Raw genomic sequence first — 13,964 nt, forward strand, 5'->3', positions numbered from 1 at the left:
CGCAATATCTGACGGGCAAGCCCCGGCTATTGATGCGTGGGCCCACCCGGTGCCGGACACAGCGTCACTTCGTGAGCTTTTATGCTGAACCACACCCGCTCCCCCAGCGTCAATCGCAGTTCCGCAGCTGCATCGACGGTGATTTCGGCGGCCAGGCCGGGTGCGCCGCTGGGCTGCTCCTCGCCGCGCACCAAGACTGCGGATCCGCGGGTGTCCAGTTCCGCGATGGTTACCTCCACGGTATTGCGAGGACTGCCGTGGGGCTTGTTCTGATACACCGCTACCGCGGTAGGCGGGAACACCGCTATGGCGTTCTGCCCGGCAGCGAGCTCCCCGAACTCGCTGCCGGGCAACGGATTCGGGTTCCCATAGAGGTTGACGCCGGATCGGGCGTGCAGCGAGCCGTCCGCGCCGATGGTTCCGTTTACCAGGTTGACACCGGCCACGCGGGCCCCGAAATGGCTGCGTGGCCTCGCGAGCACCTCGGCGACCGGGCCGATTTCGGCGATTTTGCCGGACTCGAGCACCAGCACTCGGTCGGCCAGTGTGAACACATCCAGCAAATCATGGGTGACCAGCACTACGGCGCAGCCGCTGCGGCTGACGACGGTACGCAACACCGCTCGGATCGCCGCTGCCGCAGCGACGTCGAGGCCGGTCAGCGGCTCGTCGAGCAGCAGCACGTCGGGTTCGGCCGCCAGCGCCCGCGCGATCGCGACGCGCTGAGCCTGACCGCCGGACAGCTGCCGCGGTTTGCGGTCGGCGAACTGCTCGGCATCCACCTCACGTAGCCAGTCCAGGGCCTTCGACGCATTCGCCCGCGCGCGGCCCGACCCGAACATCCCGAACATGCCCTCGCGGCTGCGCGGCCCGAACGCCACGTTGGCGGCCACGCTCAGGTGCGGGAACAGCAACGGCTTTTGCAGCAGCAGCCCAACCCGGCGGTCGTGTGTGGACACCTGCACGCCGGCCTCGGTGTCGGTCAGCACCCGATTCCCCAGGCGCACCAGACCCGCGTCGGGCCGAATCAGACCCGAAATCACATGCAGTGCGGTGGATTTGCCAGCGCCGTTGGGGCCGAGTACCGCGAGCACCTCGCCGGCGGACACCGAGAACGACACATCCAGCCGCCGCTCTGCGACGACCGCGCGAAGCTGCAACTCGCTCATAGCCCGGCTACCTCGCGTCGGTCCCGGTCAGCCGGCGAGTCCCCAGACCCAACACCACCAGCGCCGCCACCGCGACGAGCAGGATCGACAATGCCACCGCCGCATCCGCATCCGTCACCCGCTGCAGGTAGATCTCCAACGGCAGGGTCCGAGTCACACCCTGGCGGGATCCGGCGAACGTGAGCGTCGCCCCGAACTCCCCCAGCGACCGGGCGAATGCCAGCACCGCCCCGGACGCCATGCCCGGAAGCAGCAGCGGCAGGGTGACCCGCCACCAGATCGTGCTGGGCCGCGCACCCAGGGTCGACGCCACCACCTCGTAGTCGGACCCGGCGGTGCGCGCGGCGCCCTCGAGGGAAATCACCAGAAACGGCAACGAGACGAACGTCTGCGCCAACACCACCGCAGTCGTGCTGAAGGCGATGCTGAAACCGGCGGCCTCCAGGTACTGCCCGATCAGCCCGAGCCGGCCGAAGGCGTAGAGCAGCGCAATGCCGCCGACCACCGGTGGCAGCACCAGCGGCAGCAGGATCAGCGGACGCAGCAGCCGCACCATCCGCGCGTCGCTGCGAGCAAGCACCAGCGCCATCGGCACCCCCAGCAGCACGCAGAGCAGGGTGCTTGCCGCGGCGGTCTTGAGGCTCAGGTACAGCGCTGCCGCGGATGACGTGCTGGTGATCAGCGCCCAAAAGTGCAGCCAGTCGACTTTGACGGCGATTGCCAGGAGCGGCAGCACCACGAACGCGGTCCCCGCGGCGGCGGGAATGTATACCCACCGGGGCAGGTCCGTCGGCCGGTGCATGGCGGATACTCAGGGGTTGGCTTGCGGCTTCTGAAAGCCGAACTGGGCCAGCACTTTCTGGCCCGCCGGGGAGGTCACCAGCGTGACGAACTTCTGGGCCAAGGTGGGTTGAGGCGCCTTTTTGAGCAGCGCGATCGGATAGACGTTGACCGCCCCGGTGGCTTCGGGAAAGTTGACGGTCCCCACCTTGTTCGCGGCGCTCTGTGCGTCGGTGACATAGACCAGCCCGGCGTCGGCTTGCCCGGTGGTGACCTTGTTGAGGACGTCGGTCACGCTGAGTTCCTCGCTGACTGGGTTGAGGTGTACCCCGGTGGAGTCTTCGATGCGATGGGTCGCCGACCCGCAGGGCACCGGCTGCTGGCAGATCACCACGCGCAGACCGGGCCTGGCCAGGTCAGCGAACGAGGTGACCCGCTGCGGGTTATCCGGTGCGGTGACGATGGCCAGGGTATTGGAGGCGAAGTTGCCCGGGTCGCCGGCCAGCAACCCGGCTTTGGCGACCGTCTCCATCTGCGCGGTGTCGGCCGACGCGAAGACGTCGGCAGTCGCGCCCTGCGTCAGTCGGGTTGCCAGCTCCGAAGAGCCGGCAAAGTCGAATTCGACGCTGCTGCCGGGATTGTCGGTTTTGAACTGCTGACCGATCTGGGTGAACGCCGGCTTCAGCGAAGCCGCCGCGAACACCACCACCGCGGACGGCGACTTCGGACCGCACGCGAGCAGGACGGACATCAGTAGGACCGGCAACACTCTGGCCAGGACCCCGATCGGACGCATCGGCCAAACCTATCTCGCTGGTATCTAGTGCCAGGAGCGCCCTGAAGGTCAGAACCGAATAGTTATGCAATTCGCCCGCGCGTCGCGGGGGTGTGGAGTTTCGCCAAAGAGCTACTGTCCAGTAACATTGGCCGGAGTCGACGCCATAACACGCTGAGATTCCAGGCAATGCAGTTCCGAGACTTATGCGGTCGAGGCGGCTGAGCCGCCGTCGGAACTAGGTTCGCTGGAGCAAATGCGCTGGTGAACGGCCCAGGGTCTGGGTTCAACGTTGAACACGAGGAGGTCATGGCAGTGGAGGTGCTGGTCACCGGAGGCGACACCGATCTGGGGCGAGTAGTAGCCGAAGGCTTCCGCGAGGACGGCCACAAGGTAACCCTGGTGGGCGCCCGCCGTGGCGATCTCGAGGTCGTCGCCAAGGAACTCGACGTGGACGCCATCGTCTGCGACACCATGGACCCCAGCAGCCTCGCCGAGGTGCGCGGGCTGTTCCCTCATCACCTGGACACGATCGTCAACGTGCCGACGCCGCGCTGGGAAGCGGGCGATCCTCGCACCTATTCGTTGGCCGACACCGCCAACGCATGGCGCAATGCCCTGGACGCGACGGTGCTTTCGGCGGTGCTGACGGTGCAGGCCGTGGGTGACCACCTGCGTTCGGGTGGGTCCATCATCAGCGTGGTGACGGAAAACCCGCCCCCGGGCAGCGTGGACGCCGCGATCAAGGCGACGCTGTCCAGTTGGGTTGCGGGGCAGGCGGAAGTTTTCGGTACCCGCGGGATCACGGTCAACGCAGTGGCATGCGGTCGCAGCGCGCAGCCCGGGTACGACGGCCTCTCGCACACACCGCCGTCCGTCGCGGCTGAGATCGCCCGGCTGGCGCGGTTCCTCACGACGTCGGCGGCTCGCCACATCACCGGCCAGACGCTGCATGTCAGTCACGGCGCGCTCGCTCAATTCGCCTGAGCCGGGTCCGCCCCTGTCTTAAGCACCGGGCCGATCGCTACGGTTAACACCGTGGCGATCAAGCTTGGATTTCAAATTCCCAACTTTTCCTATGGCACTGGCGTAGAAAAGCTCTTCCCGACGGTCATCGCGCAGGCTCAAGAAGCCGAAAAAGCCGGCTACGACTCGCTTTTCGTGATGGACCACTTCTACCAGCTGCCCGTGCTGGGCCCTCCGGACGCGCCGATGCTCGAGGGTTACACCGCCTTGGCAGCGTTGGCGACCGCCACCGAACATCTGCAGTTAGGCACGCTGGTCACCGGTAACACCTACCGCAACCCGGCGCTGCTGGCCAAGATCATCACCACTTTGGACGTGGTGAGCGCCGGGCGGGCGATCCTGGGCATCGGCGCCGGCTGGTACGAGCTCGAACACCGCCAGCTCGGCTTCGAATTCGGCACGTTCACCGACCGTTTCCAGCGACTCGAAGAGGCGCTGCAGATCCTGAACCCGATGATCAAGGGCGAGCGGCCCACATTCTCGGGCAAGTGGTACCACACCGAATCGGCGACGGCCGAGCCGCGATACCGCGACCGCATCCCGATCATGATCGGCGGCGGCGGCGAGAAGAAGACGTTTGCCATTGCCGCCCGATGCGCAGACCACCTCAATATCATCGCGGGGCTCGACGAGCTCCCACGCAAGGTAGACGCGCTGAAGGCGCGCTGCGACGAGGTCGGCCGAGACCCGGCGACCATCGAGACCAGCCTGATGTTGACGGTGCTGCTCGACGGGAAATTCGATCCCGAGCGGGATAATCCGCGCATGGTGGCCGGCAGCCCGGCGCAGATCGCCGACCAGGTACAGGCGAAAATCCTGGGCGTCGGCGTCGGTGGAGTGATCGTGAACATGCCGAACGGTCACGTGCCTGGTGTCATAACCACCGTTGCCGAGGCGCTGCGCCCGCTGTTCGGTGTGTAGTCCAGCACACTCGGCCGACGAGGATGTGGCTGATTACACAGGCTCGCGCCTGGGTATCTAGTCGCGGGCTTGACTACGCTTGCCTGCGGAGTAGCTAACTGCAAATCGAACGCCAATGCAGCCTCGTCAGGAGCAGCGGAACATGAGTCCCCAGCAAGAAGCCCCAGCTGCTCCCAAGCGTCGGCATCAGGTGGTGATCATCGGCTCGGGCTTCGGCGGACTCAACGCGGCAAAGAAACTCAAGCGCGCCGACGTCGACATCAAGCTGATCGCCCGCACCACCCACCACCTGTTCCAGCCGTTGTTGTACCAGGTGGCCACCGGGATCATCTCCGAGGGGGAAATCGCCCCGCCCACCCGTGTCGTCCTGCGCAAGCAACGCAACGCGCAGGTGCTGCTGGGCAACGTAACCCACATCGATCTGGCCAATCAGCGCGTCATCTCGGAGTTGCTCGGGCACACCTACGAAACTCCCTATGACACGCTGATCGTCGCCGCCGGTGCCGGCCAGTCCTACTTCGGCAACGACCATTTCGCCGAATTCGCGCCCGGCATGAAATCGATCGACGACGCCCTGGAGCTGCGCGGGCGCATTCTGAGCGCCTTCGAACAGGCCGAACGGTCAAACGATCCGGAACGACGCAAGAAGCTGTTGACCTTCACCGTCGTCGGCGCCGGCCCGACCGGTGTGGAAATGGCCGGGCAGATAGCCGAATTGGCCGAACACACTTTGAAGGGCGCGTTCCGGCACATCGACTCCACCAAGGCCCGGGTGATCCTGCTGGACGCCGCTCCGGCGGTGTTGCCGCCGATGGGTGAGAAGCTGGGTCAGCGGGCGGCCGCGCGGCTGGAGAAGATGGGCGTGGAGATCCAGCTGGGCGCGATGGTGACCGACGTGGACCGCAACGGCATCACCGTCAGGGATTCCGACGGCACCGAGCGACGCATCGAGTCGGCCTGCAAGGTCTGGTCCGCAGGAGTCCAGGCGAGCCGGCTGGGACGGGACCTCGCCGAGCAGTCGCCCGTAGAACTCGACCGCGCCGGACGGGTTCAGGTGCTGCCCGACCTGTCCATCCCCGGTTACCCCAACGTCTTCGTCATCGGGGACATGGCCGCGGTGGAAGGCGTGCCCGGGGTTGCGCAGGGTGCCATCCAGGGTGCCAAGTACGTTGCGACGACCATCAAGGCCGAGCTCGCCGGCGCCGACCCTACCCAGCGGGAGCCCTTCCAGTACTTCGACAAGGGTTCGATGGCCACCGTGTCGCGCTTCTCTGCTGTGGCCAAAATTGGCCCGCTCGAGTTCAGCGGCTTCATTGCCTGGCTGATCTGGCTGGTCCTGCACCTGGTGTACCTGATCGGATTCAAGACCAAGATCACGACGCTGCTGTCCTGGACGGTGACCTTCCTGAGCACTCGTCGCGGTCAGCTGACCATCACCGACCAGCAGGCTTTCGCCCGAACGCGCCTCGAACAGCTGGCCGAGCTGGCCGCCGAGGCACAAGACGCGGCGACCGCCAGAGTGGCCAGCTGACCGTCAGCGTGCCTCAAGGTTCTGCAGCCGCACCTGCCCGCGGGCGACCGTACGGTCGCCGGCGTCGGTGATGGTGACCAGCCAGAGTTGTTGCCTACGACCGCGATGGATCGGTTCGGCCGCGCCGTACACCGTGCCCGAGCCGATGGAGCGCAAGAAGTCCGTGTTGTTGTTGACGCCCACCACGTTTCCGCCGTTGCCGCTTCCGGGCGAATTCAGCCAGGTGTAGGCGGCCACGCTGGCCATGCTCTCGATCATCGAGCAGTAAACGCCGCCGTGCACCAGCCCCATTGGCTGCAGCAGTTTGGGTGTGACCTCGAGCTCCGCGCGGGCGCCGTCGGGGGTGAGTTCGGTGAACCGCAGCCCCAGCTCGGAATCGAAAGGCGCGGTGAAATTCTCCGGAAGGGTCACGTCCGACGACACGTTCATGTGTCTACACCATCGGCTGATCCATGTTCGTCGGGGCCGATTCCCGGCTCAGAAACAGGCCCGGAACAGGCCCGGAAAACAGGCAGGCCCCGTGCAACCCAGGCACGGGGCCCGCCGATCGAGTAGACCGGGGGTCGCTGCAGCCCTCAGGACTCTGCCGCGGTCATTGTTCGCTCGACGGGATTTAGAATAGGCAAGGCTGCCCTAATTTCGCAAGTGTTTGGACAGACCCGATTGCACGCCTCTCGGGCCCGCGAAACTCGACCGGTCCCGGTGTTACCAGGGTCACACCAGCATCCGTAAACCCGGTCTACCAGTGCGTCGTGCTCAGCTTCGGGCCTCGCGCAACCGGCCTGTCCGCGGCACAGGCCACTTCGCATACGACAACCGGTAGTAAGCGGGAGTAGTCTTATTGGACGTCTGATGGAGATGAACGAACTATGGCCAAGCTGACTCGGCTGGGTGATCTGGAACGAACGGTGATGGACCATTTGTGGTCCACCCCGGAACCCCAAACCGTTCGCCAAGTCCACGAGGCGTTGTCCGTGCGGCGTGACCTCGCGTACACCACCGTGATGACGGTGCTGCAACGGTTGGCCAAGAAGAATCTGGTCTCTCAGATACGCGACGACCGGGCGCACAGATACGCACCCGTGCACGGCCGCGACGAGCTGGTCGCCGGGCTGATGGTCGATGCGCTGGCCCAGGCCGAGGACTCCGGAGACAGGCAAGCCGCGCTGGTGCACTTCGTCGAACGGGTCGGAGCCGATGAGGCCGACGCGCTTCGTCGAGCGCTCGCGGAGCTCGAAGCAAATCAACGCACTACGCCGTCTGGGCCGTCTGGATCATCTGAGCCAGCTACTGGCGTTACGGCGGAGGACTGAGGGAGACTGGCAGCGTGTCAGCGCTGGCCTTCACCATCCTTGCGGTGCTGCTGGTCGGTCCGATACCGGCCCTGGTAGCCCGCTCCAAGTGGCCGCTGCGCGCTCCGCGCGCCGCGATGGTGTTGTGGCAGGCCATCGCCCTGGCAGCGGTGCTTTCGGCATTCAGCGCCGGCATCGCGATCGCCACCCGACTGCTGATGCCCGGTCCCGACGGGAGGCCGACGGCCGGCATCCTGGACGCGGAGGGCCGGCTGGGCTGGCCGCTGTGGGCCGCATACATCGCCGTTTTCGCGCTGACCGTGCTGGTCGGTGCGCGATTGATGGTCGCCGTGGTCCGCGTGGCCATCGCCACTCGACGGCGGCGGGCCCACCACCGCATGGTGGTGGACCTCGTCGGAGTCGGACACGATGCGGCCCTGCCCCAGCCCTGCACACGCACTCGTGACCTGCGCGTCCTGGACATCTCACAACCGCTCGCCTACTGTCTGCCGGGCGTGCGCAGCCGGGTCGTAGTCACCGAAGGCGCACTGAACACGCTCAACAACGCGGAAGTGTCGGCCATCCTCACCCACGAGCGCGCCCACCTGCGCGCGCGCCACGACCTGGTCCTGGAGGCGTTCACCGCGGTGCACGCCGCATTCCCGCGGCTGGTGCGCAGCTCGACTGCGCTCGACTCGGTGCGACTGCTGGTCGAGTTGCTGGCCGACGATGCCGCGGTGCGCGCCGCGGGGCGCGCACCCCTGGCCAGGGCGCTGGTCGCGTGCGCGTCGGGCCGTGCGCCGTCTGGCGCGCTGGCCGCCGGTGGACCCAGCACCGTCCTGCGGGTGCGCCGGCTCTCCGGACGCGGCAACAGCCTGGCGCTGTCAGCCGCCGCATACCTGGCCGCGGCGGCCGTCCTGGTCGTGCCGACGGTCGCGTTGGCGGTGCCGTGGCTGACGGAAGTGCAGCGCCTGTTCGCCGCCTAAGACCTCGGCCTAAGCGAAACACTCTGCAACGTCAGCACTTCGCTGTGTCACAGTTGTCGGACTAGTGTTCGCCAGAAAGCTCGAGCCGAATTTCTGCGACCGGAGAGGCCACTCAAATGCAAGACGTGAGTTCGTCGGAATCGAAGACGGGAACCGCGCAGATCGGCGTCACCGGCCTGGCCGTGATGGGATCGAACATTGCCCGGAACTTTGCTCGGCACGGCTACACGGTGGCCTTGCACAACCGGTCCGCTGCCAAGACCGACGCGTTGCTCAAAGAGCACGGTGACGACGGCAACTTCGTGCGCTCGGAGACCATCGAGGAGTTTTTGGACGCGCTGGAGAAGCCGCGGCGGGTCCTGATCATGGTGAAGGCCGGCGATCCCACCGACGCCGTCATCGACCAGCTCGCCGACGCCATGGAGGACGGCGACATCATCATCGACGGCGGCAACGCCCTCTACACCGACACCATCCGCCGCGAGAAGGCCATGCGCGAGCGCGGACTGCACTTCGTCGGCGCCGGGATCTCGGGCGGCGAGGAAGGGGCACTCAACGGTCCGTCGATCATGCCCGGTGGGCCCGCCGAGTCGTACGAATCGCTGGGACCGCTACTCGAGGAGATCTCCGCTCACGTCGACGGCGTGCCGTGCTGCACCCACATCGGCCCCGACGGTGCCGGTCATTTCGTCAAGATGGTCCACAACGGCATCGAATACTCCGACATGCAGCTCATCGGCGAGGCCTACCAATTGCTGCGCGACGGCCTTGGCTTGGCCGCGCCGGAAATCGCCGACGTGTTCGACGACTGGAACAAGGGCGATCTGGACAGCTTTCTCGTCGAAATCACCGCAGAGGTGCTGCGGCAGAGTGACGCCAAGACCGGCAAACCACTTGTCGACGTCATCCTCGACGAAGCCGAGCAGAAGGGCACCGGTCGCTGGACGGTGAAGTCTGCGCTGGACCTCGGTGTGCCCGTCACCGGCATTGCCGAGGCGGTGTTCGCCCGCGCGTTGTCCGGTTCGGTGGCCCAGCGCAAGGCCACCACTGGGCTGGCCGCCGGCGCGCTGGGCGAAAAGCCCAACGACACAGCGCAATTCGTGGAAGACGTCCGGCAAGCCCTCTACGCGTCGAAGATCATCGCGTACGCACAGGGTTTCAACCAGATCCAGGCCGGCAGCGCCGAGTACGACTGGGACATCACGCCAGGTGATCTGGCCACGATCTGGCGAGGTGGCTGCATCATCCGGGCCAAATTCCTCAACCGCATCAAGGAGGCGTACGACGCCGACGCCGACCTGGCGACGTTGATCGTGGCGCCGTACTTCCGTAGCGCGATCGAATCGGCCATCGACGGGTGGCGCCGGGTGGTGGTGACAGCGACGCAGCTGGGTATCCCCATTCCGGGGTTCTCGTCGGCGCTGTCGTACTACGACGCTCTGCGTACCGAACGATTGCCCGCCGCGCTCACCCAGGGCCTGCGGGACTTTTTCGGTGCCCACACCTACGGCCGCATCGACGAGGACCCGAGCAAGAAGTTCCACACCCTGTGGAGCGGAGACCGAACCGAAGTACCTGCCTAGCGAGTTGCATTAGACGATGAGGTTCCTGGACGGGCACCGGCCCGGGTACGACCTGACCTACAACGACGTCTTCATCGTGCCGAACCGGTCGGACATCGCGTCTCGGTTCGACGTCGATCTGTCCACCGTCGACGGCTCGGGCACGACCATTCCGCTGGTGGTCGCCAACATGACCGCGGTCGCCGGGCGGCGGATGGCCGAGACGGTGGCGCGCCGCGGCGGCATTGTGATTCTGCCGCAAGACCTTCCGATCGACGCGGTGCAGCAGACGGTGGATTTCGTGAAGAGCCGCGACCTGGTACTCGACACCCCGGTGACTCTGACGCCCGACGATTCGGTCTCGGACGCGATGGCGCTGATCCACAAACGCGCGCATGGCGTGGCCGTGGTCCTCTTCGAGGGCCGTCCGATCGGTTTGGTGCGGGAATCGTCGTGCGTAGGTGTGGACCGCTTCGCCCGGGTGCGTGACGTCGCCGTGAGCGATTTCGTGACGGCTCCGGTGGGCACCGAGCCGCGCAAGGTCTTCGACCTGCTCGAGCATGCCCCGATCGACGTCGCGGTGCTGACCGGCTCCGACGGCACGCTGGCCGGGGTGCTGACCCGCATGGGAGCCATCCGCACCGGCATCTACACCCCCGCTACCGACGCCCGCGGCCGGCTGCGAATCGGCGCTGCCGTCGGCATCAACGGCGACGTCGCGGCCAAGGCGCAGGCCCTCGCCGAGGCCGGCGTCGACGTGCTGGTCATCGACACCGCCCATGGACACCAGGTCAAGACGCTGGAAGCGATCAAGGCGGTCTCGTCGCTGGAGCTGGGCGTGCCGTTGGCGGCGGGCAATGTGGTATCGGCCGAGGGCGTTCGGGATCTGCTCGGCGCGGGTGCGAGCATCGTTAAGGTCGGCGTCGGTCCCGGCGCGATGTGCACCACCCGGATGATGACCGCCGTTGGACGTCCGCAATTCTCCGCTGTGCTCGAATGTGCTTCTGCGGCAAGGGAACTCGGAGCCCACGTGTGGGCTGACGGCGGAATCCGGCATCCGCGGGATGTGGCGCTGGCGCTGGCCGCCGGGGCATCGAACGTGATGATCGGGTCATGGTTCGCCGGCACCTACGAATCCCCCGGGGACCTGATGCGGGACCGCGACGACCAGCCGTACAAGGAGAGCTACGGCATGGCATCCAAACGTGCCGTGGTGGCCCGCACCGCCGCGGACAGCAACTTCGACCGTGCCCGCAAGGCGTTGTTCGAGGAAGGCATCTCGACTTCGCGGATGGGACTGGACCCCGATCGGGGCGGCGTCGAGGACCTGATTGACCACATCACCTCCGGGGTGCGCAGCACCTGCACCTATGTGGGTGCCGCCACGCTGGCGGAACTGCACGAGCGCGCCGTCGTCGGAGTACAGTCGGCGGCCGGCTTCGCTGAGGGCCATCCGCTGCCGACCGGCTGGTGATCGATATTCCTCTCATCGTGGCCACCGGGCTGGCCATCGTGGTGCTGATCGTCGGCACGGCGGTGTTCGTCGCGGCCGAGTTCTCGCTCACGGCGCTGGATCGCAGCATTGTCGAGGCCAACGCCCGCACCGGTGGCCGTCGTGACCGCTTCATCCAGCGCGCCCAACACAAGCTGTCGTTCCAGCTGTCCGGTGCCCAGTTGGGCATTTCGATCACCACGCTGGTCACCGGCTACCTCACCCAACCGCTGGTCGACAAGTTGCCCTACCCGCCGTTGGCCGCGATCGGGATATCCGACGGCCTGGCCGACGGGCTCACCACCTTCTTGGCGCTGGTGATCGTCACGTCGGTGTCGATGGTGTTCGGCGAGCTGGTGCCCAAGTACCTCGCGATCGCGCGCCCGCTGCGGACCGCCCGCGCAGTGGTGGTACCGCAGCTGGTGTTCTCGGTGCTCTTCACCCCGGCCATTCGGTTGACGAACGGGGTGGCGAACTGGATCGTCCGGGAACTGGGAATCGAGCCGGCCGAGGAGCTGCGCTCGGCCCGCTCACCACAGGAATTACTGTCGCTGGTGCAGACCTCGGCGCGCAGTGGCGTCCTGGACCCTGCCACCGCGTCGCTGGTGCGGCGGTCGCTGCAGTTCGGCGCGCTGACGGCCGAAGAACTGATGACGCCGCGGTCGAAAATCGTGTCGCTGCAGACCGATGACACCATCACCGACCTGGTAGCAGCCGCCGCGAAGTCGGGGTTCTCGCGTTTCCCGGTCATCGACGGTGATCTCGACCAGACCGTCGGCATCGTGCACGTCAAGCAGGTGTTCGACGTCGCGCCCCCCGATCGCGGACGCACGCCGGTGACGACTCTGGCCAAGCCGGTCACGGTGGTGCCCTCCACGCTGGACGGCGACGCGGTGATGGCGCGCATCCGCGCCGACAGCCTGCAGACCGCAATGGTTGTCGACGAGTACGGCGGTACCGCGGGCATGGTGACCGTCGAGGACCTGATCGAAGAGATCGTGGGCGACGTCCGTGACGAACACGACGACGCGACACCGGATGTGCTGGCTTCCGGCAATGGATGGCGGGTATCGGGCCTGCTGCGGATCGACGAGGTGGCCACCGCGACCGGATATCGGGCTCCAGATGGGCCCTACGAGACCATCGGCGGGCTGGTGCTGCGCGAGCTCGGCCACATCCCCCGGGCCGGCGAGACCGTCGAGGTGCCGGCATGGGACGCGGACGGTTTGTCGGACGACTCGGTGCGCTGGCAGGCGACGGTGGTCCGGATGGACGGCCGCCGCATCGACCTGCTTCAGCTGACCGAACTGACGCATCAACCGGACAGTCACCCGACGGGCTCAGGACCGCGACAATGATTCACGACGCGCTCAAAGTGCTGGCGGCGATCCTGCTGATCGGCGCCAACGCCTTCTTTGTCGGCGCGGAGTTCTCGCTCATCTCGGCCCGCCGCGACCGCCTGGAAGCGCTGGCTGAGCAGGGGCGGGCCCGTGCGGTCACCGTGATCCGGGCCGGTGAGCAGCTTTCGTCGATGCTGGCGGGTGCTCAGTTGGGCGTCACCGTGGCCTCCATCCTGCTCGGCCGGATAGGCGAGTCGGCGGTCGCCGATCTGCTGCGGAGGTCACTGGGTTTCACCAGCATGCCGCCGACGCTGGTGCATACGGTGTCGTTCGTGGTGGCGCTGGCCCTGGTGGTGACGTTGCATGTGCTGCTCGGCGAGATGGTGCCGAAGAACATCGCGCTGGCCGGTCCGGAACGAACGGCGATGCTGTTGGTTCCGCCGTATCTGCACTACGTGCGCGCAGCCCGGCCATTCATCGTCCTGTACAACAAGTGCACCAACGCGGTGCTGCGGATGCTGGGCGTCGCGCCCAAAGACGAGCTCGACATCACTGTGTCCACGGCCGAGCTGTCCGAGATGATCGCTGATTCTGTCTCCGAAGGCCTGCTGGATCAGGAGGAACACACCCGGCTGAGCCGGGCATTGCGGATATCGACCAGGGTTGTCGCCGACGTCGCGCGGCCGCTCCCTGAGGTCCGGGCGGTGCCGGTGGCGAGGGCGGACAGCGGGCCGACGGTGGGTGCGGTTGAGCAGGCCCTCGGCGAAACCGGCTACTCCCGGTTTCCGGTCACCGGCATCGGCGGCGAGTTCGTCGGATACCTGCATATCAAGGACGTGCTGACGCTAGGCGACGATCCGCAAGCCGTCGTCGATCTGACGCTGGTACGCCCGCTGCCGCGGGTCCGGCAGTCCCTGCCGCTGGCCGACGCATTGTCGCGGATGCGCCGCAGCAACAGCCATCTGGCGCTGGTGACCGACGAGGGCGGGCAGGTGGTCGCCATGGTGGCGATGGAGGACCTGGTCGAGGACCTGGTCGGTACCATGCGCGAAGGCACCAGCTGATGGTGGCGACGCGTATGATCTGTGCG

General features: G+C 66.6%; 13 protein-coding genes. 9 read left to right on the forward strand and 4 right to left on the reverse strand.

Annotated features, from left to right (window positions below; all coding sequences use genetic code 11):
- Positions 1-26 precede the first annotated feature (26 nt).
- The 3 genes from A5791_RS05165 to modA are packed head-to-tail and all read right to left on the reverse strand — an operon-like array spanning position 27 to position 2,745.
- Entirely contained in the window at positions 27-1,169 is a 1,143-nt protein-coding gene (locus tag A5791_RS05165) for a sulfate/molybdate ABC transporter ATP-binding protein (RefSeq protein ID WP_067232197.1), read from the reverse strand.
- Between the two features lie 7 nt (positions 1,170-1,176).
- A complete protein-coding gene (locus A5791_RS05170; RefSeq protein ID WP_067232200.1) occupies positions 1,177-1,971 on the reverse strand; it encodes an ABC transporter permease in 795 nt (264 codons plus the stop codon).
- Between the two features lie 9 nt (positions 1,972-1,980).
- Complete coding sequence (gene modA, locus A5791_RS05175; RefSeq protein WP_067232203.1) at positions 1,981-2,745, reverse strand: molybdate ABC transporter substrate-binding protein; 765 nt, start codon at positions 2,743-2,745, stop codon at positions 1,981-1,983.
- 288 nt (positions 2,746-3,033) lie between these two features.
- Here modA and A5791_RS05180 point away from each other — a divergent pair, with 288 nt between their 5' ends.
- The 3 genes from A5791_RS05180 to A5791_RS05190 all read left to right on the forward strand — a co-directional run bounded on the left by A5791_RS05180 (position 3,034) and on the right by A5791_RS05190 (position 6,202).
- A complete protein-coding gene (locus tag A5791_RS05180; RefSeq protein WP_067232206.1) occupies positions 3,034-3,711 on the forward strand; it encodes an SDR family oxidoreductase in 678 nt (225 codons plus the stop codon).
- A 51-nt stretch (positions 3,712-3,762) separates the two neighbouring features.
- Positions 3,763-4,671, forward strand: coding sequence for an LLM class F420-dependent oxidoreductase (locus A5791_RS05185; RefSeq protein ID WP_067232210.1), 909 nt, complete (start codon positions 3,763-3,765; stop codon positions 4,669-4,671).
- Positions 4,672-4,813: 142 nt separating this feature from the next.
- Entirely contained in the window at positions 4,814-6,202 is a 1,389-nt protein-coding gene (locus A5791_RS05190) for an NAD(P)/FAD-dependent oxidoreductase (RefSeq protein ID WP_067232213.1), read from the forward strand.
- Between the two features lie 3 nt (positions 6,203-6,205).
- Here the strand turns inward: A5791_RS05190 and A5791_RS05195 are convergent, their stop codons facing one another.
- A complete protein-coding gene (locus A5791_RS05195; protein WP_067232217.1) occupies positions 6,206-6,631 on the reverse strand; it encodes a PaaI family thioesterase in 426 nt (141 codons plus the stop codon).
- Between the two features lie 440 nt (positions 6,632-7,071).
- On the opposite strand from A5791_RS05195, the gene A5791_RS05200 reads away from it, so the two are divergent.
- The 6 genes from A5791_RS05200 to A5791_RS05225 all read left to right on the forward strand — a co-directional run bounded on the left by A5791_RS05200 (position 7,072) and on the right by A5791_RS05225 (position 13,938).
- Complete coding sequence (locus A5791_RS05200) at positions 7,072-7,515, forward strand: BlaI/MecI/CopY family transcriptional regulator (protein ID WP_067232219.1); 444 nt, start codon at positions 7,072-7,074, stop codon at positions 7,513-7,515.
- 14 nt (positions 7,516-7,529) lie between these two features.
- Positions 7,530-8,480, forward strand: coding sequence for a M56 family metallopeptidase (locus tag A5791_RS05205; protein WP_067232221.1), 951 nt, complete (start codon positions 7,530-7,532; stop codon positions 8,478-8,480).
- A gap of 125 nt (positions 8,481-8,605) precedes the next feature.
- Positions 8,606-10,063 carry an NADP-dependent phosphogluconate dehydrogenase gene (gene gndA / locus A5791_RS05210; protein ID WP_067232351.1) on the forward strand — a complete coding sequence of 486 codons (1,458 nt, stop codon included), beginning with the start codon at positions 8,606-8,608 and terminating at the stop codon, positions 10,061-10,063.
- A 16-nt stretch (positions 10,064-10,079) separates the two neighbouring features.
- Complete coding sequence (locus A5791_RS05215; RefSeq protein WP_067232224.1) at positions 10,080-11,516, forward strand: GuaB1 family IMP dehydrogenase-related protein; 1,437 nt, start codon at positions 10,080-10,082, stop codon at positions 11,514-11,516.
- Positions 11,516-12,892: a hemolysin family protein gene (locus A5791_RS05220; protein ID WP_067232355.1), complete on the forward strand. Its 1,377-nt coding sequence runs from the start codon at positions 11,516-11,518 to the stop codon at positions 12,890-12,892. The genes A5791_RS05215 and A5791_RS05220 overlap by 1 nt, the downstream gene beginning before the upstream one ends.
- Positions 12,889-13,938, forward strand: coding sequence for a hemolysin family protein (locus A5791_RS05225; protein WP_156661009.1), 1,050 nt, complete (start codon positions 12,889-12,891; stop codon positions 13,936-13,938). The genes A5791_RS05220 and A5791_RS05225 overlap by 4 nt, the downstream gene beginning before the upstream one ends.
- The last annotated feature ends 26 nt before the right edge of the window (positions 13,939-13,964 follow it).

The organism is Mycobacterium sp. 852002-51163_SCH5372311 (assembly GCF_001667115.1).
GTDB lineage: Bacteria > Actinomycetota > Actinomycetes > Mycobacteriales > Mycobacteriaceae > Mycobacterium.